The organism is Pseudomonas sp. P2S-1 (assembly GCF_057197725.1).
Window position 1 is genome coordinate 3,276,243 of record NZ_CM170068.1, and the last position, 22,021, is coordinate 3,298,263.

The 22,021-nt window shown below is 65.0% G+C and carries 16 protein-coding genes; 14 read left to right on the top strand and 2 right to left on the bottom strand.

The genetic code is table 11. The features are described from left to right. Positions 1 to 348 precede the first annotated feature (348 nt). Together argF and AC2CQI_RS14455 are read left to right on the top strand one after the other, a co-directional pair. Positions 349 to 1,269, top strand: coding sequence for an ornithine carbamoyltransferase (gene argF, locus AC2CQI_RS14450; protein ID WP_484580553.1), 921 nt, complete (start codon positions 349 to 351; stop codon positions 1,267 to 1,269). Next, positions 1,266 to 2,375, top strand: coding sequence for an ABC transporter ATP-binding protein (locus AC2CQI_RS14455; protein ID WP_484580554.1), 1,110 nt, complete (start codon positions 1,266 to 1,268; stop codon positions 2,373 to 2,375). The genes argF and AC2CQI_RS14455 overlap by 4 nt, the downstream gene beginning before the upstream one ends. A 121-nt stretch (positions 2,376 to 2,496) precedes the next feature. Here AC2CQI_RS14455 and ybaK read toward each other — a convergent pair whose 3' ends face one another. Beyond that, positions 2,497 to 2,967 (bottom strand): Cys-tRNA(Pro) deacylase, encoded by a 471-nt coding sequence (gene ybaK / locus AC2CQI_RS14460; protein ID WP_484580555.1) that lies wholly within the window; start codon positions 2,965 to 2,967, stop codon positions 2,497 to 2,499. 302 nt (positions 2,968 to 3,269) lie between these two features. On the opposite strand from ybaK, the gene AC2CQI_RS14465 reads away from it, so the two are divergent. From AC2CQI_RS14465 to AC2CQI_RS14515, 11 genes are all read left to right on the top strand, one after another. Continuing rightward, entirely contained in the window at positions 3,270 to 4,121 is an 852-nt protein-coding gene (locus AC2CQI_RS14465) for an MIP/aquaporin family protein (protein WP_484580556.1), read from the top strand. A 57-nt stretch (positions 4,122 to 4,178) separates the two neighbouring features. Next, a complete protein-coding gene (gene glpK, locus AC2CQI_RS14470) occupies positions 4,179 to 5,678 on the top strand; it encodes a glycerol kinase GlpK (protein WP_484580557.1) in 1,500 nt (499 codons plus the stop codon). A gap of 138 nt (positions 5,679 to 5,816) precedes the next feature. Further along, positions 5,817 to 6,572: a DeoR/GlpR family transcriptional regulator gene (locus AC2CQI_RS14475; protein WP_075801325.1), complete on the top strand. Its 756-nt coding sequence runs from the start codon at positions 5,817 to 5,819 to the stop codon at positions 6,570 to 6,572. A gap of 185 nt (positions 6,573 to 6,757) precedes the next feature. Beyond that, on the top strand, positions 6,758 to 8,278 hold the full coding sequence (gene glpD, locus AC2CQI_RS14480; protein WP_484580558.1) for a glycerol-3-phosphate dehydrogenase: 1,521 nt from the start codon (positions 6,758 to 6,760) through the stop codon (positions 8,276 to 8,278). A 394-nt stretch (positions 8,279 to 8,672) separates the two neighbouring features. Further along, entirely contained in the window at positions 8,673 to 9,593 is a 921-nt protein-coding gene (locus AC2CQI_RS14485) for a glutamate/aspartate ABC transporter substrate-binding protein (protein WP_075801327.1), read from the top strand. A 146-nt stretch (positions 9,594 to 9,739) separates the two neighbouring features. Next, positions 9,740 to 10,486, top strand: a complete 747-nt coding sequence (locus AC2CQI_RS14490) for an amino acid ABC transporter permease (protein WP_075801328.1) — start codon at positions 9,740 to 9,742, stop codon at positions 10,484 to 10,486. After that, complete coding sequence (locus tag AC2CQI_RS14495; RefSeq protein WP_484580559.1) at positions 10,486 to 11,157, top strand: ABC transporter permease subunit; 672 nt, start codon at positions 10,486 to 10,488, stop codon at positions 11,155 to 11,157. The genes AC2CQI_RS14490 and AC2CQI_RS14495 overlap by 1 nt, the downstream gene beginning before the upstream one ends. Further along, complete coding sequence (locus AC2CQI_RS14500; RefSeq protein WP_075801330.1) at positions 11,154 to 11,888, top strand: amino acid ABC transporter ATP-binding protein; 735 nt, start codon at positions 11,154 to 11,156, stop codon at positions 11,886 to 11,888. The genes AC2CQI_RS14495 and AC2CQI_RS14500 overlap by 4 nt, the downstream gene beginning before the upstream one ends. 51 nt (positions 11,889 to 11,939) lie before the next feature. After that, entirely contained in the window at positions 11,940 to 13,847 is a 1,908-nt protein-coding gene (gene aauS, locus AC2CQI_RS14505; protein WP_484580560.1) for a two-component sensor histidine kinase AauS, read from the top strand. Beyond that, the gene (gene aauR / locus AC2CQI_RS14510; protein WP_075801332.1) at positions 13,844 to 15,169 is read left to right on the top strand and encodes a two-component response regulator AauR; all 1,326 of its coding nucleotides are present in this window, start codon (positions 13,844 to 13,846) and stop codon (positions 15,167 to 15,169) included. The genes aauS and aauR overlap by 4 nt, the downstream gene beginning before the upstream one ends. Positions 15,170 to 15,189: 20 nt before the next feature. Then, positions 15,190 to 15,516: a GlpM family protein gene (locus AC2CQI_RS14515; RefSeq protein WP_178391954.1), complete on the top strand. Its 327-nt coding sequence runs from the start codon at positions 15,190 to 15,192 to the stop codon at positions 15,514 to 15,516. Here AC2CQI_RS14515 and AC2CQI_RS14520 read toward each other — a convergent pair. Then, positions 15,513 to 16,508, bottom strand: coding sequence for an alpha/beta fold hydrolase (locus AC2CQI_RS14520; RefSeq protein ID WP_484580561.1), 996 nt, complete (start codon positions 16,506 to 16,508; stop codon positions 15,513 to 15,515). The two genes, AC2CQI_RS14515 and AC2CQI_RS14520, sit on opposite strands and share 4 nt — an antisense overlap. 296 nt (positions 16,509 to 16,804) lie before the next feature. On the opposite strand from AC2CQI_RS14520, the gene AC2CQI_RS14525 reads away from it, so the two are divergent. Continuing rightward, positions 16,805 to 21,949: a dermonecrotic toxin domain-containing protein gene (locus AC2CQI_RS14525; protein WP_484580562.1), complete on the top strand. Its 5,145-nt coding sequence runs from the start codon at positions 16,805 to 16,807 to the stop codon at positions 21,947 to 21,949. Positions 21,950 to 22,021: the final 72 nt, after the last annotated feature.

The window sequence follows — 22,021 nt, forward strand, 5'->3', positions numbered from 1 at the left end:
GCCCCGGCTCCGAAGGGCCGCCAGCGATGTTCGCCCGCTGAATTGCCCGCCATCAGCCGGGACGATGGTCCCAGGAGACCGACAAAGCCCCGTCCCTGCGTTGCAAAGTCCTTCCGGGGCAGTGTAAAAAGCTCTCTTGCTCTGGAAAAAGGAGCAGACAGACGGCACGCGTTGTATTCGACCAAGACCGTCGAAGCAGCCCCCACTTGGTAAGACGCGACATTTAATTATAGTATTGCGCCTTCCCCTATTTCGTCGCCCCGTGCGGCTTACGCCGCAGGTCCCCTCCGTGTTTCCGAAAAACCGGTAATGGCTGATCTGCGGTCTGTTGCAAAAAGGTAGTCAATGATGAGCGCTAGGCACTTTCTCTCCCTGATGGATTTCACCGCCGATGAACTGGTCAGTGTGATCCGCCGAGGGATCGAGCTGAAAGACCTGCGTAACCGCGGCGTACTCTTCGAACCCCTGAAAAACCGCGTGCTGGGCATGATCTTCGAGAAATCCTCGACCCGTACCCGGCTGTCCTTCGAAGCCGGCATGATCCAGCTCGGCGGCCAGGCGATCTTCCTCTCCCCGCGTGATACCCAGCTGGGCCGCGGCGAGCCGATCGGCGACTGCGCCATCGTCATGTCGCGCATGCTCGATGCAGTGATGATCCGCACCTTTGCCCACAGCACCCTGACCGAATTCGCCGCCAACTCCCGCGTGCCGGTGATCAACGGCCTGTCCGACGACCTGCACCCATGCCAGTTGCTGGCCGACATGCAGACCTTCCTCGAACACCGCGGCTCGATCCAGGGCAAGACCGTGGCCTGGATCGGCGACGGCAACAACATGTGCAACAGCTATATAGAAGCGGCGATCCAGTTCGACTTCCAGCTGCGTGTCGCCTGCCCGGAAGGCTACGAGCCGGATCCGCGCTTCGTCGCCCAGGCCGGTGACCGCGTGCAGATCGTCCGCGATCCGAAGGAAGCCGTGCGCGGCGCCCACCTGGTGAGCACCGACGTCTGGACCTCCATGGGCCAGGAAGACGAAACCGCCCGCCGCCTGGAGCATTTCGCACCGTATCAGGTGACCCGCGAGCTGCTCGACCTGGCCGCCGCCGACGTGTTGTTCATGCACTGCCTGCCCGCCCACCGTGGCGAGGAAATCAGCATGGACGTACTTGACGACCCGCGTGCCGTTGCCTGGGACCAGGCTGAAAACCGCCTGCACGCCCAGAAGGCACTTCTCGAATTCCTTGTTGAACCGGCCTATCACCACGCATGAGTCAGCCTCTGTTGCTCAACCTGCGCAACCTCGCCTGCGGCTATGGCGAGGCGCGCATCGTCCAGAACCTCAACCTGCACCTGAACGCCGGCGATATCGGCTGTTTGCTGGGCTCCTCGGGTTGCGGCAAGACCACCACCCTGCGCGCCATCGCCGGCTTCGAGCCGGTGCATGGTGGCGAGATCAGCCTCGCAGGCGAAGTCATTTCCAGGGCCGGGTTCACCCTGGCTCCGGAAAAGCGCCGGATCGGCATGGTGTTCCAGGACTACGCCCTGTTCCCGCACCTGACCGTGGCGCAGAACGTCGCCTTCGGCATCGGCAAGCACCCGCGCCAGCAGGACGTGGTCAAGGACATGCTGGAACTGGTCAAGCTCGACGGTCTTGGCGGGCGCTATCCCCATGAACTGTCCGGTGGCCAGCAGCAACGGGTGGCCCTGGCCCGTGCCCTGGCGCCCGAGCCGCAGTTGCTGCTGCTCGACGAGCCGTTCTCCAACCTCGACGTGGAACTGCGCCGGCGCCTCAGCCATGAGGTCCGCGACATCCTCAAGAGCCGCGGCACCAGTGCCATCCTGGTCACCCATGACCAGGAAGAAGCCTTCGCCGTCAGCGACCATGTCGGGGTGTTCAAGGAAGGCCGCCTGGAGCAGTGGGATACGCCATACAACCTGTACCACGAGCCGGCCACGCCGTTCGTGGCGAGCTTCATCGGCCAGGGTTACTTCATTCGCGGCCAGTTGCTCAGCCCGGAAACCGTGCAGACCGAACTGGGTGAGTTGCGTGGTAATCGTGCCTATACCCTGCCGGTGGGTGGTGCGGTGGACGTGCTGCTGCGGCCTGACGATATCGTGCATGCCCCGCAAAGCGCCCTGAACGCGCAGGTCATCGGCAAAAGTTTCCAGGGGGCTTCGACCCTGTATCGCTTGCAACTGGCCACGGGTACTCAGCTGGAAGCGATTTTCCCGAGCCATCTGGATTACCAGATTGGCCAGGATGTGGGGATCTCGGTGGCGGCGGATCACCTGGTGCTGTTTGCGGCATCGGGCAGTGTCGAGGCCAGGCTGCCTGCCGGCGAGAACGGCGTTCGCCGCTACAGTTCCGCTAGTTGACTCGTTCCCTGTGGGAGCTGGCTTGCCAGCGATTTGGCCAGATCTGACAACATCATTGCTCAGGCCGGCCTCATCGCTGGCAAGCCAGCTCCCACAGGGGTTTGTGTGAAGGCTACTTTTTCTACTCTTTGCCGATCGCCGCAAACTTGCCCTGGGTATGCTCCGCCAGCACCCCCGCCGCCAACTCCACTTCCAGCCCCCGCCGCCCGGCACTGACGTGGATGGTCGGAAATGCCTCCGCAGATTTATCGATAAACGTCCTCAGACGTTTCTTCTGACCCAGTGGGCTGATTCCTCCAACCAGGTAGCCGGTTGAACGCTGCGCCGCCGCCGGATCCGCCATCTCGCACTTCTTCGCCCCTGCCGCCTGTGCCAGAGCCTTCAAGTCCAGGGTCCCCACCACCGGCACCACCGCCACCAGCAACTCGCCTTTCTCGGTCGCCGCCAGCAACGTCTTGAACACCTGCTGCGGGTTCAGATTCAGCTTCTCGGCCGCCTCAAGGCCGTAGGACGCGGCTTTCGGGTCGTGTTCATAACTGTGAATGCGATGTTCGGCGCGAACCTTCTTCAACAGATCCAGGGCAGGGGTCATGCAGGGCTCCAACAGCGATGTTCGGTTTCGATTCGCTGGCTACTGTAGGACAAATCCCGACACACAACCATCCGCTTGTAGGACAAGGCCTGGACGACTTGTGGGCCACCAGTCAGTTTATGAATCACGGTTCGCTTTCGACCTTTGACATCAGCGTTTCTTGTCTATATTTTTTCGTTTCTGAATATAGGTGCCCTTATAAAGTGCACCCGCACACCCCGCCTGACCAGAAATGGGGATTTCCGCCGGGCTTTCCGTCGAGCGCTCACTGCGCCTCACAACAACAAGAACCGAGGTATCGAATGACGACTGCTCTACAACAACCGACGTTGTCCAGCCAATGCATGGCGGAATTCTTCGGCACCGCGCTGCTGATCTTCTTCGGCACCGGGTGCGTCGCCGCGCTCAAGGTCGCGGGTGCCAGCTTCGGCCTGTGGGAAATCAGCATCATCTGGGGGATCGGCGTGAGCATGGCGATCTACCTGACCGCCGGGATCTCCGGCGCGCACCTGAACCCGGCCGTGAGCATCGCCCTGTGTCTGTTCGCCGGTTTCGAAAAAGGCAAACTGCCCTTCTATATCCTCGCCCAGGTCGTCGGCGCCTTCTGCGGCGCAGCGCTCGTATACGCGCTGTACAGCAACCTGTTCTTCGATTACGAACAGACCCATGCCATGGTCCGTGGCAGCCAGGCCAGCCTCGAGCTGGCCTCGGTGTTCTCCACCTACCCGCACCCGGCCCTGTCCACCGGCCAGGCCTTCCTCGTCGAAGTGGTGATCACCGCGATCCTCATGGCCGTGATCATGGCCCTGACCGACGACAACAACGGCCTGCCCCGCGGCCCGCTGGCACCGCTGCTGATCGGCCTGCTGATCGCCGTGATCGGCAGCGCCATGGGCCCGCTGACCGGCTTCGCGATGAACCCGGCACGGGATTTCGGGCCCAAGCTGATGACCTTCCTTGCCGGCTGGGGCGAAGTGGCCTTTACCGGCGGTCGTGATATTCCCTACTTCCTCGTTCCGGTGTTCGCGCCGATCATGGGAGCCAGTCTCGGTGCCGCCCTGTACCGCGGCGTGTTCGCCCGCAGCCTGCCCACTGCCGCTGCGGCAACCACCCCGAGCGACGACAACGCTCAAGGCAAGACCCAGGCGTCCTGATCCGTACCGCGATCGGCGAACCCTGACTCCACCCCTATTCACTGCAAGGCCAACGACATGACAGACCTTCAGAACAAGAACTACATCATCGCCCTCGACCAGGGCACGACCAGTTCGCGGGCCATCATCTTCGACCGTGACGCCAACGTGGTCGGCACCTCCCAGCGCGAGTTCGCCCAGCACTACCCGCAGGCCGGCTGGGTCGAGCACGATCCGATGGAAATCTTCGCCACCCAGAGCGCGACCATGGTCGAGGCCCTGGCCCAGGCCGGGATCAGCCATGACCAGGTGGCCGCCATCGGCATCACCAACCAGCGCGAAACCACCGTGGTCTGGGACAAGGAAACCGGGCGCCCGGTGTACAACGCCATCGTCTGGCAGTGCCGGCGCAGCACCGAGATCTGCGAGCAGCTCAAGCGCGACGGCCTGCAGGACTACATTCGCGAAACCACCGGCCTGGTCACCGACCCGTACTTCTCCGGGACCAAGCTGAAGTGGATCCTCGACAACGTCGACGGCGTGCGCGAGCGCGCCGAACGCGGCGAACTGCTGTTCGGCACCGTGGATACCTGGCTGATCTGGAAATTCTCCGGTGGCAAGGTGCATGTCACCGACTACACCAACGCCTCGCGGACCATGCTGTTCAACATTCATACCCTGCAATGGGATGAAAGGATGCTCGAAGTGCTGGGCATCCCGAAGCAGATGCTGCCGCCGGTACGCCCGTCCTCCGAGATCTACGGCCACACCAAGAGCGGTATCGCCATCGCCGGTATCGCCGGCGACCAGCAGGCCGCGCTGTTCGGCCAGATGTGCGTCGAACCGGGCCAGGCCAAGAACACCTACGGCACCGGCTGCTTCCTGCTGATGAACACCGGCGACAAGGCGGTGCAGTCGTCCCACGGCCTGCTCACCACCATCGCCTGCGGCCCCCGCGGCGAAGTGGCCTATGCCCTGGAAGGCGCGGTGTTCAACGGCGGCTCCACCGTGCAGTGGCTGCGTGACGAGTTGAAGATCGTCAACGACGCCCACGACACCGAGTACTTCGCCAGCAAGGTCAAGGACAGCAATGGCGTGTACCTGGTGCCCGCCTTCACCGGCCTCGGCGCGCCGTATTGGGACCCATATGCCCGCGGTGCCCTGTTCGGCCTGACCCGCGGGGTCAAGGTCGATCACATCATCCGCGCCGCCCTGGAGTCCATTGCCTACCAGACCCGCGACGTCCTCGACGCCATGCAGCAGGACTGCGGCCAGCGCCTCAGCGCCCTGCGCGTGGACGGCGGCGCGGTAGCCAACAACTTCCTCATGCAGTTCCAGGCGGACATCCTCGGCACCTGTGTCGAGCGCCCGCAGATGCGCGAAACCACGGCCCTCGGCGCTGCCTACCTGGCGGGCCTGGCCTGCGGTTTCTGGAGCGGCCTGGACGAGCTGCGCGGCAAGGCGCTGATCGAGCGCGAGTTCACCCCGCAACTGGACGAGGCGGCGAAGGAGAAGCTGTACAGCGGCTGGCTCAAGGCGGTCGATCGCACCCGCGATTGGGAACCGCACGAGGAATAACGTTTCAGCACCATGGCGCAGTCTGTTCGATCAGCAACAGACTGCGCTGCATGCCATGCCGAGGCCGCGTTCAGACTGGTCCCCGGCCCCTTCCTCCGGCATCATTGCAGCATTTTTCGGCCGCCCTGAAGGACGCCCATGAATCTGCCTCCCCGCCAACAACAAATTCTCGAACTGGTCCGTGAACGCGGCTACGTCAGTATCGAGGAAATGGCGCAGTTGTTCGTCGTCACCCCGCAAACCATCCGCCGCGATATCAACCAGCTGGCGGAGGTCAACCTGCTGCGCCGCTATCACGGTGGCGCGGCCTACGACTCCAGTATCGAGAACACCGCCTACGCCATGCGCGCCGACCAGATGCGCGACGAGAAGCAGCGCATCGCCGAAGCCGTGGCCCGGCAGATTCCCGATCACGCTTCGCTGTTCATCAATATCGGCACCACCACCGAATCCATCGCCCGCGCCCTGCTCAACCACAACCACCTGAAGATCATCACCAACAACCTGCATGTGGCGTCGATCCTCAGTGCCAAGGACGATTTCGAAGTGCAACTGGCTGGCGGCACCGTGCGCCGCGACGGCGGTGTGGTGGGCCAGGCCAGCGTCGATTTCATCAGCCAGTTCAAGGTCGACTTCGCCCTGGTCGGCATCAGCGGCATCGACGAGGACGGCAGCCTGCTGGACTTCGACTACCAGGAAGTGCGGGTGTCCCAGGCGATCATCGCCAACGCGCGCCAGGTGATCCTGGCCGCCGACTCCAGCAAGTTCGGGCGCAACGCCATGGTGCGCCTGGGTTCGATCAGCCTGATCGACTGCCTGGTGACCGACCAGGCACCGGTCAGCGCCCTGACCCAGTTGCTCAACCAGCACAAGATCCGCCTCGAAGTCGTCTGACCCCGCCTCCCGCCGCCACCGCTCGGGTGGCGGCGTCAATGTTCGAAATTTTTCATTTGTTTGTAACCCGATCAGTATTTTCTATGAAAAGTCACTGGCCGGCGGCTTTTCGTTCGGCTAACATTTTCGAATACGAACATTCATGTTCATAAAAGATATCAAAACGACTTTCGAGAGGCCGTGCCGTGTCCCATTCCAGCGCTCCCATCCTTGCCGAAATCTATGACGTCGCCGTCATTGGTGGCGGCATCAATGGTGTCGGCATTGCCGCCGATGCTGCCGGACGCGGCCTGTCGGTGTTCCTTTGCGAAAAGGACGACCTGGCCAGCCACACCTCCTCGGCCAGCAGCAAGCTGATCCACGGCGGCCTGCGCTATCTCGAACATTACGAATTCCGCCTGGTGCGCGAGGCCCTGGCCGAACGCGAGGTGCTGCTGGCCAAGGCGCCGCATATCGTCAAGCCGATGCGTTTCGTCCTGCCGCACCGCCCGCACCTGCGCCCGGCCTGGATGATCCGTGCCGGCCTGTTCCTCTACGACAATCTCGGCAAGCGCAAGAAACTCGGTGCCTCACGCAGCCTGCGCTTCGGCGACGGCAACCCGCTGAAGGCGGAGATCACCCGCGGTTTCGAATATGCCGACTGCGCCGTGGACGACGCCCGCCTGGTGGTGCTCAACGCCATGGCCGCCCGTGAACGCGGCGCGCACATCCTCACCCGCACCCGCTGCGTCAGCGCCAGCCGCCACGGCAAGCTGTGGAACGTGCAGATCGAGCGCGCCGACGGCAGCCTGCAAAGCATCCAGGCCCGTTCGCTGGTGAATGCCGCCGGCCCGTGGGTGGCGAAGTTCATCAAGGATGACCTGCATCTCGACGCGCCCTACGGCATCCGCCTGATCCAGGGCAGCCACCTGATCGTGCCGAAGTTCTACGAGGGCGAGCACGCCTACATCCTGCAGAACGAGGACCAGCGCATCGTCTTCTGCATCCCCTACCTGGAACGCTTCACCCTGATCGGCACCACCGACCGCGAATACAGCGGCGACCCGGCCCGGGTGCAGATCACCGAGGAAGAAACCGGCTACCTGCTCAAGGTGGTCAACCAGCACTTCAAGCAGCGCCTGAGCCGCGACGACATCCTGCACACCTATTCCGGCGTGCGCCCGCTGTGCAACGACGAGTCGGACAACCCTTCGGCGGTGACCCGCGACTACACCCTGGCGCTGTCCTCCGAGGACGGCCAGGCGCCGCTGCTGTCGGTATTCGGCGGCAAGCTGACCACCTACCGCAAGCTGGCCGAATCGGCCATGGGCGAACTGGCGCCGTGGTTCACCCAGATGACCGGCAGCTGGACCGCGACTGCGCCGCTGCCGGGCGGTGAAGGCATGAGCACGCCACAGGCCCTGTGCGACGAAATCCTCGCGCGTTTCGGCTGGCTGCCGGCGGCGCTGGCCAAGCGCTGGGCGCTGACCTACGGCAGCCGCACCTGGCAGTTGCTGGACGGGGCGAAGGGGCCGGAAGATCTGGGTGAGGCCCTCGGTGGAGGGTTGTTCAGCCGGGAAGTGGATTACCTGTGCCGAGAAGAGTGGGCGGTGTCGGCCGAGGACATCCTGTGGCGCCGGAGCAAGCTGGGGCTGTTCATGAGCGAGGGTGAGCAGCAGAACCTGGTTGGTTATCTGCAGCGCCGGGAATTGAGTCGGGCAGCCTGATTCTTCAGTGCTGCTGAGGGCCCTATCGCTGGCAAGCCAGCTCCCACAGGTACAGCGGTGTTCTCAAGAACAGTGGTGAACCTGTGGGAGCTGGCTTGCCAGCGATAGGGCCCGAAAGAACAACACATGAAACAAGATGTTTACCCAGCGTTCGGTTTCCCGAACGCTATACCCCGCCCCATTCGGCCTACCGGATATCCCGCGCTGTAAAACCCCCGTCAAAAACCTCTGCTACCCCTGTAGGACGGGCTTCGCTGATCGAAATCACGGCCTGGCACGACTCATGCTCTACACTCACAACCCGAATGCGCCGATGTGGAAACGCAGCGGTCGCTGAACGAACGGCCGGCCAACGGCCTCATAAGAAAAACAAACACACCTCGAGGAAAATTCGATGCGTATCGTTCGTCATCTGTTGGGCGCTGCTATCGCGGCCGCCGTGATCTCGTCCCCTGTCATGGCCGAAGAGCTCACCGGCACCCTGAAAAAGATCAAGGACTCGGGCACCATCACCCTGGGCCACCGCGACTCTTCCATTCCGTTTTCCTACCTGGCCGGCAAGCCGGAGCCCGTGGGCTACTCCCATGACATCCAGGTCGCCGTGGTCGAACACCTGAAGAAAGAGCTGAACGCTCCGGACCTCAAGGCCCGCTACAACCTGGTCACCTCCCAGACCCGTATCCCGCTGGTGCAGAACGGCACCGTCGACCTGGAATGCGGCTCCACCACCAACAACGTCGAGCGCCAGCAGCAGGTTGCCTTCTCCGTCGGCATCTTCGAAGTCGGTACCCGCCTGCTGACCAAGGTCAAGGACGGACAACCCACCTACAAGGACTTCCCGGACCTGGCCGGCAAGAACGTGGTGACCACCGCCGGTACCACCTCCGAGCGCCTGCTCAAGGCGATGAACGCCGACAAGCAGATGAAGATGAACGTGATCTCCGCCAAGGACCACGGCGAAGCCTTCAACATGCTGGAAAGCGGCCGCGCCGTGGCCTTCATGATGGACGACGCCCTGCTCGCCGGCGAAATGGCCAAGGCCAAGAAGCCGGCCGACTGGGTCATCACCGGTACTCCGCAGTCCTACGAGATCTACGGCTGCATGGTGCGCAAGGACGACCCGGCCTTCAAGAAAGCCGTGGATGACGCCATCGTCGCCCTGTACAAGTCCGGCGAGATCAACAAGATCTACGACAAGTGGTTCCAGCAGCCAGTACCGCCAAAAGGCCTGAACCTGCAGTTCCCGATGAGCGAAGAACTGAAGAAGCTGATCGAGAATCCGACCGACAAGGCTGCGGACGAAAAGCAGTCCTGATCCACGCCTGATGCCGGACGTGGCTGATCCGAATGCACGAATCAGCCACACGGCCACTCACTAGTGTCTAACCTTTCCCCCGAGGGCGCGCGCGCCCCCGGTGCGGGAAGGTGCCCGTGAAACAACCTATCCGAGGGGAGACCCCGATGAATTACAACTGGGACTGGGGCGTATTCTTCAAGTCCACCGGCGTGGGCGACGAAACCTATCTGGACTGGTACATCACCGGCCTGGGCTGGACCATCGCCATTGCCATCGCCGCCTGGATCATCGCCTTGCTGCTGGGCTCGGTGCTCGGCGTGATGCGCACCGTGCCGAACCGCCTGGTATCGGGCATCGCCACCTGCTACGTGGAACTCTTCCGCAACGTGCCGCTGCTGGTGCAGCTGTTCATCTGGTACTTCCTGGTCCCCGACCTGCTGCCCGAAGGCCTGCAGGAGTGGTTCAAGCAGGACCTCAACCCGACCACCTCGGCACTGATCAGCGTGGTCATCTGCCTCGGCCTGTTCACCGCCGCACGGGTCTGCGAACAGGTGCGCACCGGCATCCAGGCCCTGCCCCGCGGCCAGGAAGCCGCCGCCCGGGCCATGGGCTTCAGCCTGTCGCAGATCTACCGCAACGTCCTGCTGCCCCAGGCCTACCGGATCATCATTCCGCCGCTCACCTCGGAGTTCCTCAACGTCTTCAAGAACTCGTCGGTAGCCTCGCTGATCGGCCTGATGGAACTGCTCGCGCAGACCAAGCAGACCGCCGAGTTCTCCGCCAACCTGTTCGAAGCCTTCACCCTGGCGACGCTGATCTACTTCACCCTGAACATGGGCCTGATGCTGCTCATGCGCATGGTCGAGAAGAAAGTCGCCGTGCCTGGCCTGATTTCCGTGGGAGGTAAATGATGGAACTGGACTTCAGCGAAATCATCCCGGCCCTGCCCGCCCTGTGGGACGGCATGCTGATGACCCTGAAACTGATGGTCATGGGCGTGGTCGGCGGTATCGCCCTGGGCACCCTCCTCGCCCTCATGCGCCTGTCGTCGAGCAAGCTGCTGGCCAACGTGGCCGGTGCCTACGTCAACTACTTTCGCTCGATCCCGCTGCTGCTGGTGATCACCTGGTTCTACCTGGCAGTGCCGTTCGTGCTGCGCTGGATCACCGGCGAAGACACCCCGATCGGGGCGTTCACCTCCTGCGTCGTGGCCTTCATGATGTTCGAGGCGGCCTACTTCTGCGAGATCGTGCGTGCCGGCGTGCAGTCGATCTCCAAGGGCCAGATGGGTGCGGCACAGGCCCTGGGCATGACCTACGGCCAGACCATGCGCCTGATCATCCTGCCCCAGGCGTTCCGCAAGATGACCCCGCTGCTGCTGCAGCAGAGCATCATCCTGTTCCAGGACACCTCGCTGGTGTACACCGTCGGCCTGGTGGACTTCCTCAACTCGGCTCGCGCCAACGGCGACATCATCGGACGCTCCCATGAGTTCCTGCTGTTCGCCGGCGCCGTCTACTTCGTCATCAGCTTCTCCGCTTCCTTCCTGGTCAAGCGTCTGCAGAAAAGGATAACCGTATGATTTCCATCAAGAACGTCAACAAGTGGTACGGCGACTTCCAGGTGCTGACCGACTGCAACACCGAGGTCAAGAAAGGTGAAGTGGTGGTGGTCTGCGGGCCGTCCGGCTCCGGCAAGTCGACCCTGATCAAGTGCGTCAACGCCCTGGAACCCTTCCAGAAGGGCGACATCATCGTCGACGGCACCTCGATCGCCGACCCGAAGACCAACCTGCCCAAGCTGCGCTCCCGGGTCGGCATGGTGTTCCAGCACTTCGAGCTGTTCCCGCACCTGAGCATCACCGAGAACCTGACCATCGCCCAGCGCAAGGTGCTCGGCCGCAGCGAAGCGGAAGCGACCAAGAAGGGCCTGGCCCTGCTCGACCGCGTCGGCCTCTCGGCCCACGCCAAGAAGCACCCCGGCCAGTTGTCCGGCGGCCAGCAGCAGCGCGTGGCGATTGCCCGGGCGCTGTCCATGGACCCGATCGTCATGCTCTTCGACGAGCCGACCTCGGCGCTGGACCCGGAAATGGTCAACGAAGTACTGGACGTGATGGTCGAGCTGGCCCACGAAGGCATGACCATGATGTGCGTGACCCACGAAATGGGCTTTGCGCGCAAGGTCGCCAACCGGGTGATCTTCATGGACAAGGGCAACATCATCGAGGACTGCCAGAAGGATGACTTCTTCGGCGATCCGTCGGGCCGCCACGAGCGCACCCAGCACTTCCTCAGCAAGATCCTGCAGCACTAAGCAAACAGCGCCCCGCACACGCGGGGCGCTGGTCGTTACAAGGCCTCTGTGATGAAATGCGACCCTACGCTTTTTCGCCCAGCCAAGCCTGCCCTTGCCGTGAAACCCCGTCTCATCCGCCAACTGCTGATTCCGCCGCTGATCCTGCTGCTGACGATCGGGCTCGGTGTCGCCGGTTACCTGGTCAGCGAGCACAACGGCATCCGCACCTTGAGCGACAACGGCGAGCGCCAGCTCGAGCTGCACGCGCGCACGGTCGAAAGCGAAATCAGCAAGTACACCTACCTGCCCAGCCTGCTGGAGCTGGAAGACAGCGTGTCGAAGCTGCTCACCGAACCCGACGGCGAACACCGCCAGGCGGTCAACGAATACCTCGAGGGCCTGAACCGCCGCAGCCGCAGCCGGGCGATCTTCGTCCTCGACACCACGGGCCGGGTCCAGGCCACCAGCAACTGGCGCGACGTCGACAGCTTCCTCGGTGAAGACCTGTCGTTCCGTGCCTATTTCCAGGACGCCGTGCGCGGCCAGCCGGGGCGTTTCTACGGTATCGGCAGCACCACCGGCGAACCCGGCTACTTCCTCGCCCACGGTCTGGAAGAACACGGCAAGATCATCGGCGTCGCAGTGATCAAGGTGCGCCTCGAAGCCCTTGAAGAACGCTGGCAGCGCGCGCGCCTGGAAGCCTTCGTCACCGACGAGAACGGCATCATCATCCTGTCCAGCGATCCGGCCCGGCGCCTGAAGTCGGTACGCCCGCTGACCGCGGAAGTGAAAGAACGCCTGGCCCGCAGCCTGCAGTACTACTGGTTCTCCCTCAACGAGCTGCAACCGCTGGCCCGGGAAAAACTCGGCGACGACCAGGAGAAGCTGACCTTCCCGGCGAACGCCCGCCTGGAGGACGGTACCCATGAGGTGTCCTACCTGGCCCAGACCCGCCGTCTTGCCGATACCCCCTGGCACTTCACCCTGCTGACCCCGCTGCAGGACCTGCGCCGCGAATCGATCATCCAGGGCGTACTGGTTGCCATCGCCTTCGCCCTGCTGACCATCCTCGCCATCGCCTGGAACGAGCGGCGCAAGGTGATTGCCACTCGCCTGGCGGCCCGGGAAGCCCTGGAAGAAGCCAACAACCAGCTGGAACGCAAGATCGCCGAACGCACCGCCGACCTGCGCGCCAGCAACGACCGCCTCAAGGCGCAGATCCGCGAACGCCGCCAGGCCGAGGAAACCCTGCGCCATGCCCAGGACGAACTGGTCCAGGCCGGCAAACTGGCGGCCATCGGACAGATGTCCACCAGCATTGCCCACGAGCTGAACCAGCCGCTGGCGGCGCTGCGCACCCTGTCCGGCAATACCGTGCGCTTCCTCCAGCGGGGCTCCCTGGAAATCGCCAGCGCCAACCTGCTGACCATGAACGACCTGATCGACCGCATGGGCCGCATCACCGCCAGCCTGCGCTCCTTCGCCCGGCGCGGCGATGACCGCGGCCAGGCCTCGCTGGCCAAGGCGGTGGACGCCACCCTGCAGGTGCTCGCCGCGCGTATCGAAGGCTGCCACCTGAAGCTGCACAGCCACTACAGCGAGCAACAACTAAAGATCGACCAGACCCGCCTGGAGCAGATCCTCGTCAACCTGATCGGCAACGCCCTCGACGCCATGGCCGCCGTGCCGCTGCCGGAGCTGTGGCTGGAAGGCGAAGTGCAGGACGGCAAATACCGCCTGCGCGTACGCGACAACGGCCACGGCATCGATGACGAGGCGCGCAAGCACCTGTTCGAACCCTTCTTCACCACCAAACCCGGCGAGCACGGCCTGGGCCTCGGCCTGACCCTGTCCGCCAGCCTCGCCGCCGCTGCCGGTGGCAGCCTGAACGTCGAGCACCCCGCCAGCGGCGGCACCGCGTTCGTCCTCAGCCTGCCGCTGCTCCCCGCGCCCACTGAACCCGCCGAGTCCTTATGAACACATCGCCCCTGACCGTTTTGATCGTCGAAGACGACCCGCATGTGCTGCTCGGCTGCCAGCAGGCGCTGGCCCTGGAAGATATCGTCAGCGAAGGCGTGGGCAGCGCCGAACAGGCCCTGGAGCGGATCGGCGATGATTTCGCCGGGATCGTCGTCAGCGACATCCGCCTGCCCGGCATCGATGGCCTGGAACTGCTGACCCGGCTCAAGGCCCGCGACAGCAGCCTGCCGGTGGTGCTGATCACCGGCCATGGCGATATCGACATGGCGGTCGGCGCCATGCGCAACGGCGCCTACGACTTCATGGAAAAGCCCTTCTCGCCGGAGCGCCTGGTCGACGTGGTGCGCCGCGCCCTGGAACAGCGTGGCCTGGCCCGGGAAGTCTTCGCCCTGCGCCGCCAACTGGCCGAGCGCAGCACCCTGGAAGGCCGGATCATCGGACGCTCGCCGGCCATGCAGAACCTGCGCGAGCTGATCGCCAACGTCGCCGACACCTCGGCCAACGTGCTGATCGAAGGCGAGACCGGCACCGGCAAGGAGCTGGTCGCCCGTTGCCTGCACGACTTCAGCCGCCGCCAGGGCCAGCCCTTCGTCGCCCTCAACTGCGGCGGGATGCCGGAGAACCTGTTCGAAAGCGAGATCTTCGGCCACGAGGCCAACGCCTTTACCGGCGCGGGCAAGCGACGCATCGGCAAGATCGAGCACGCCAATGGCGGCACGCTGTTCCTCGACGAGATCGAGACCATGCCGATCAACCTGCAGATCAAATTGCTGCGGGTCCTGCAGGAACGCACCCTGGAGCGCCTCGGTTCGAACCAGAGCATTCCGGTGGATTGCCGGGTGATCGCAGCGACCAAGTCGGACCTGGAAGCCCTGGGCCAGAGTGGCCAGTTCCGCAGCGACCTGTACTACCGGCTCAACGTGGTGACCCTGGAACTGCCGCCGCTGCGCGAGCGCCGCGAAGACATCCTGCAGTTGTTCGAGCACTTCCTCCAGCAATCCTCGCTGCGCTTCGACCGCGAGGCGCCGCAACTGGACAGCCAGACCCTGTCACGTCTGATGAGCCACGACTGGCCGGGCAACGTGCGCGAGCTGCGCAACGTCGCCGAGCGCTTCGCCCTCGGCCTGCCGGCGTTCAAGAAGGCCGGCGCCGCCACCTCGCAGGGGGTGGGTTTCGCCGAGGCGGTGGAAGCCTTCGAGCGCAACCTGCTGAGCGACGCGCTGCAACGCACCGGGGGCAATCTCAGCCAGGCCAGCCAGGAGCTGGGCATGGCCAAGACCACCCTGTTCGACAAAGTCAAAAAGTACGGACTGGGCTGAGGACGAAGCGAATGGACCTGATACTCAAGGCCTGTCTCGGCGCTGCGGTGGTGGTGATCCTCGCCATGCTGGCCAAGACCCGCAACTACTACATCGCCGGGCTGGTGCCGCTGTTTCCCACCTTCGCCCTGATCGCCCACTACATCGTCGGCAAGGGCCGTTCGCTGGACGATCTGAAGACCACCATCGTCTTCGGCATGTGGTCGATCATTCCGTACTTCGTCTATCTCGCCGCGCTGTATTTCCTCGTGGATCGCCTGCGCCTGGAGGCCTCGCTGGCCCTGGCGGCGCTGGCCTGGCTGGTCGCGGCAGGCATTCTCGTCAGCGTTTGGGTGCGCCTGCACTAACGCTGGGCGATATGACGGATATCGTCGGCCCGGTGTGATTGCAGGTACGGCAGCACCGCGGCCAGCAGCGCCGCCTTGAACGGCTCCTGGAAACGATGGGCCAGGCCGGGAATCAGGGCCAGTTGGCTGCCCTGGATATGCGCCGCCAGGTGCACACCATGCATCACCGGCAACAGCGGGTCGGCGGTGCCGTGGACCACCAGGGTCGGCACCCGCAGGCGATTGAGCAGCTCGACCCGACTCGGCTCGGCGAGGATCGCCATGATCTGGCGCTTCACCCCGTCCGGATTGAAGGCGCGGTCATAGGACAGCGCCGCCTGATGCAACAGCACCTGACGATCATCCTTCACCTGCGGGCTGCCCAGCGCGGCCAGCAGGTCGGCCTGCTGCTCGATCGCCACCTCGCGGTTCGGCGCACTGCGCTGGGCCAACTGGCGGATCAGCGCCGGGCTCGGGGCCGGCAGGCCCTGGGCGCCGGAGCTGGACATGATCAGGGTCAGGCTCTCGACCCTGTCAGGCGCCATGGCGGCGACATGCTGGGCGATCATCCCGCCCATGCTCACGCCCAGTACGTGGAAGCGTTCGGCGCCCAGGTAGTGCATCAGTTCCAGGCCGTCCTCGGCCATGTCTTCAAGGGTATAGGGCGCATTCACCGACAAGCCCAGGCGATAGCGCACCAGCTCGTAGGTCAGGCTGGCGTCGGCGGGCGGCTGGTTCCAGTGCGACAGGCCGACATCGCGGTTATCGTAGCGGATCACCCGGAAGCCCTGGTTGCACAACGCCTCGACCACCTCGTCGGGCCAGTGGATCAGTTGCCCGCCCAGGCCCATGACCAGCAGCAGGGCCGGATCGCTGGCGCGGCCGACGCTTTGGTAGGCGAGGCTGACCTGTTGCAGTTGAGCCTGCTGGACCGGCGCGTGCACATCGCAGCGCGGCGCGGCCCACGAAGAACAGGCGCATAACAGCGCCAGAAGAAATAAATAAACCCGCATGGAAGAAACACCGAAAACGAAATCCCCAGTAGAGCGCGAGTGTGATGATGTTTGTGCCAGCGCGCTGCCACAGTTCGGTGACAATTTCATGAACCCTGCCGAGTGGCCTTGTGTTGCCATTGCGGACCCTATCGCTGGCAAGCCAGCTCCCACAGGGAACTGCAGGCGCCGCAAACCCTGTGGGAGCTGGCTTGCCAGCGATAGGGCCGGGAAGAACAACACATAACTACCGCCCTGCCCCTGATGGCTTGCCCTGAAATCCGCCTTTCCCGGCCCACTCTCAAGGACAAGCCCCCATGCTCGACACCCCGGACCACCCCCTGACGGACGTGGTCGATTTCGACCTCACCCGCCACCTCGATAGCCCCCGCCACCTCGACGAAAACCGGTTCCTCGCTGCCACCCGCGCCTTGCAGCAAAGCCGCCAGCGCCTGTTCGAGCTGCTGCGCGACGCCCCGGCCATCGATATCGGGCAAACCCGCGACGAACGCGACCATCAGTGGCAGGCCTGGTGGAACGGCCGCGCGCGCCATACCGGCGTCGCCCGCCACACCGACGCCGCCGGCCATTTTCGCCGGCATTACCAGGCGGCCTGCGCCCTTGCCTTCGCCGAGGGCCGGGTGAACAGCGAACACCTGCCAGACCTGCACCACACCCGCCAGGCCAGCATCCCCCACGGCCGCCTGGCTTCTGGCAGCCAGCGCTCCCTGCCCGGCGCACTGGTGATCGCCGGACACCTGCTCTACCTGCCGGGCCATAGCCCGGCGTTGCAGGCGTTCGACAACCACACGGCGCTGGAGCAATACCTGCTGGACCGCCAGGACCTGCTCGACGGCTGCGTCGGCATCGACCACGAAAACGTTGCCGCGCCGCTGGACAGCGCCTTCAAGCGCCTGCTCGGTGCCGTGCGCATCCGGCGCCTCGACGCCGACACGGCAGAGGCCGCCCTTGCCTTCGATCACTGGCGCAGCAGCACGCCCTTGCTGGCCGAGGCCCCGGCCATCCCCCTGCTCGACGACGAGGCCCCGCGCAGCGCCGACAGCTTCGGCAGCCTCTATCACGACCTGCCCTTCAGCGCCCGGATGGCCAAGGTCGAGCAACAGCTCGCCGCCTTCGAAACCCTGGCCGAGGCCAACGCCGGACAACTGCCGGCCAGCCTGCTCGACACCCTCGATACCCTTGCCGGCACGGAAACCGCCAGCTTCGCCGCCGCCTCGGCCTTGCTCGCCGCAACCGTCCCCGACCGCACCAGCGAGCATTACCAGGCACTGAAACAGGCGCGGATCACCGGCCTGCGCGCGGAGGCGCATATCCAGCAGGCGCTGGGCTTGCTGGACCACCACCACCGCGCCCTGCTCGACGCCGTGCTGCTGGCCCCGCAAGCCGCACAACGCCTGGACCCGGTGATCGCCGCCACGCTCTACCTGCAACGCCACGACCAGCTCGGCGTGCATGAGCTGGAGGGCGTGCTGCTGCTCGGCCACAGCGATGACCAGGGCCAGTTGTCCGCCCCCCAGCCGGTGTTGCTTTGCTGGCCGGGCGCTGGCGGCGGTCTGCAAGGCTTCGCCTCGCGCCAGGCTCTGGAGCGGGAGTTCCTCAAGCTGGCGCCTGGCACCAACAGCCTCGGCGTCCTGCCCCTGGCCGAAGATGCCTTCGACCACAGCCTCGCCCGGCAGCTATCAAAATATGAAGCCGCCCTGCGCGAGTTGCAGGCCATCAGCAGCGGTGCATCTCTTGAAGCGGGCCTGCACGCCTTGCGCGAGGACGCCCTCGACACACTGCGGGTACCGGCCCATGCCGCTCGCGATAGCGCGCGCCAGCATCTGCTCGAACAACAGCGCAGCCTGATCCTCTCCCGCCAGGCCCCGGCCTGGTTGCACCGGCTCGGCGCCAGCGAGCGCCAAGCGTTCAAGGGCCTGATCGAGGACTATCTCGGCGCCGTGCACCGCTCGCGCAGCTACCTGGCCGCCGCCCTGCCGTTGCGCGGCGAATTCGCCCGCCACCAGGTCGCCGGGCGCCTGCGCCAGGCCTTCGACCTGAGCCGCGACGTACAGGTGCAACTCGACCTGCCGGACAGCGTCACCTACGGCCGCGACCCTGTCCCCGGCTCGGGCGCGCCAGGCACGCCGGTCAAGCTGATCACGGTGCCGAGCAGCGCACGCAGTCGCCTGAGCCTCGAGGACCTGGCGCTGCAGAACATCGACCTGTCCATGCAGCAGCGCCTGCACTTCATGCAGGTGCTGGTCAGCGGCGGCGACAGCGCCGGGCAGGCCCGGGTCCTGGCCGGCATCACCCAGGACTGGCTGGGCGCCATGGTCAGCGACCTGGACGTGGCCCAGCGTTATGAGCAGAAAATCCTCGACGCCTTCATGGGCACCGCCAACGAAGCCACCTTCGCCGCCGAGCATCGCGAAGAATGCCTGCTCGACCCGCTGCGCCTGATGTTGCGCATCCAGGGCGAAGCGGCCCTGGGCCAGCAGCGGATCGATGCACAGGGCAAGGCGCTGCTGGATGCCGCCATCGACCAGGGCAACCGCCAGGCCAGCCTCCTGCCGGTGCTCCTGGCCAGCGGCGGCGAGGACACCGAAGGCCACGCCAGCGGGCTTTCCGGTGTCACCCTGATCCACGCTGCCGACACCACCCTGCTCTACCTCCCGGACAGCCCCGACGGCCAGTTCCTGCGCCAGTTCGACAGCCTGGAAAGCGCGCGCAAGGCGCTGTTCCGCCTGTGCTTCGACGCAAGCATGGCCGAGTACCTGGCCGGCCGCGCCCTGGAGGGCGAGGTCGCCGCCCATGTCAGCCGGATCAATGCGGCCTGTGTCCGCCAGTTCGACGGCCTCATCGCCATCGGCCTGGCCTGGCCAACGGGCACCGGACTGGCCGCGCACCTGTGCGACGCGCACAAGGGCCGGTTGATCGTCGCCCACCGCTCCACCTCGCGCTCGCGCCACGACCTGTTCATGGAGCGCTACGCCCTGGAAAGCGGCATGGTCTTCAACTACATCAGGATGGCCCTCGGCGCGGTGCCCTTCGTCGGCACCCTGGTGGCAGCCTTCGATGGCTGGCTGGCGGCCAACCAGGCGGCCGCGGCGTTCCAGCGCGGCGACAGCGGCGAGGCACTGCAACAGCTCGAGTGGGTCTTGATGAGCCTGCTCGACGGCGTGATGGACCTGCTGCCGGGGTTCAGTATCGATCCGGTAGTGCTGCGCCGGATCACCCGCCAGCGCACGTTGAACGGCCTGGCCCGCCTGCCCGCCCGGCGTATCGCCGGGCGCACGGCAGTCCAGCGTTTCAGCGGCTACGAATACGCCGGCGAGCTGTCCCTGGGCGGAATCATCGAGGACAGTGACGGGGTCTACCGGCATGCCAAGGGCGACTTCATCCTCAACCATGGGCGTCTGTACCAGGTGACCTTCGACCCGGCACGGCATACCTGGCGCCTGGCCGGCACCCCGGCGAAGCGCTACCCGCAACCGATCGCCCGCGACGACAGCGGCCACTGGGACACCCATGGCGCGCTCTACGGCGTCAACGTGGTCAGCCCGGTCAGCGGCGGCGGCAACGTCATCGGGGTGATCGCCGACGGCCTCGACCCACTGTGGCCGGCGGTGATCCGCGAGCGCCTGCCGCGCTGGTGGGTCGATCCCGGCCTGCGCCGCCTGCGGGCCCTGCAACACAGCACCGACTACCAGTTGCGCGAACTGCACCGGCTGAACCTGAGCACCGGCGAGGAGCAGCGCCTGTTCAACCGCATGACCGACGATGGCCAGCGCTACCGCCAGGCAGAAAAGCTGGCCAACCAGTACGCCTGGGAGCGGCAGATCGCCGACAAGGTCTACCCCGAACTGGAGGAACTGGCGCAGCTCAGCGCCGGCAACAACCGTACCCGCGCCCGCGACCTGATGAGCCGGGTCGCCTGGCTGCAGGTCAACCGCATGGCCAACGAGCTCAACGGGGTCAAGCGCAGCGCCACGGAAATCCTCGACCAGGTCGACAAGCTGGTCGACCAGACCCGCAACACCCCGGCCACCGACGTCGCCCGCCATCTCGAGATCATGAAGCGGCGCAAGGTCCTGCGGGTCCAGTTGATCGGCAAGCTGCAGGCGGTGGCCAACTACACCCACGCCATCGAGCTGTGGAGCAAGCGCATCACCAACGCCACGCAGAAAGCCAAGGTCGCCGCCGACATCAGCTACGCACGGCGCAACTTCAACCAGGCCACCTGCGACATCCTCAAGGTGCGCAACTACCTGGAAGTGATCAACCGCTACGAAACCGCGACCGACGAATCCTGGTTCTATCTGCAGATTCCGGTGGCCCAGGCGCGGACCGAAGTCGACCGCAGCCTCAACAACCTGTTCCACCTGCCGGAAGTCCGCAGCAGCGGCGACCAGCGCAAGCGCATGCTGGAAGCCTGCATCGACACCTTCGAGCGCTACGGCTACAACCTGCGGGCCTGGTCCACCAGCTACGCACACTGCTTCGACCATGACTTCGTCGAGCCGCTGCTGGAGCACCTGCAATCGATCAGCGAACTGGCCGAGCGCTGGAAACAGAAGATTCCCGAGCCCGCCGCGAAACCGGCCCCGGTGCCCGGACGCGGTCCATCGGTGGCGCGTAAACTGTTCGAGACCGAGGACCACCAGTTCTTCATCGGCATCGAGGAAGATGCCGGCGGACCGCAACGGCGCATCACCATCAACCGGGTCAATGACCGCACCGAGGTTTATGTCCCTGGCAGTGCCGGGCGCTGGCGCCGGCTTGACGAGCCGGGCAGTTCGAAGCCGGGAACACCGGTGGACATCCACCGCCTGCTGCGCGAAGCCCGCGAACGCCTGGACAAGCTGCCGGCCTACCGGGACAAGGTCGACAGCTACGCCCGCAGCGACATGCTGCCGCGCGACCTGGAGCATCTGCTGCTCAGCGAGGCGGGCGAACTGCGGGTCCGCGCCGAGCGTATCGCCGAACAGAACCCCCAGGCCGAGCTGATCGCCACCCTGCGGCACACGGCCGACGAACTGGTCGCCAGCGGACGGACCCTGCGCATCCGCCAGTCACTGGCGAGCAAGACGCCCAACGAGGGCATGCTCGATTACCTGATCGAACACAAGGCCGTGGATATCCGCAAGATCGGCACCCTGGGCAAACTGCCCAAGCGGGTCGAAGGGCAAGCGGATTACCTCCTCGAATACGAGGTCCGCGACCTGACCCGGGGCCAGCCCTACAGCCTGTGGTACGCGCATTTCCACTACCCGTCGCAGACCCCGGGCTTCGAGCGTTTCACCAAGGCCCATCTGAAAACCGCCGAGCAACGCCGCCTCGGCCTGCAATGGCAACTGGCCCAGGGCGAGGGTGCCGAGCGCATCTGGCGCGGTGATATCGGCCGGCCGATGGCGAAAAAGCACTTCGCCGAGCTGTTCCGCCTGCCGGCCTCGCAGTAACCGTTCGGGCAGCGCCGGTCGACAGCCGGCGCTGCATGAGACAAACTCACCGCCATTCCGTTTTCCTCAAAA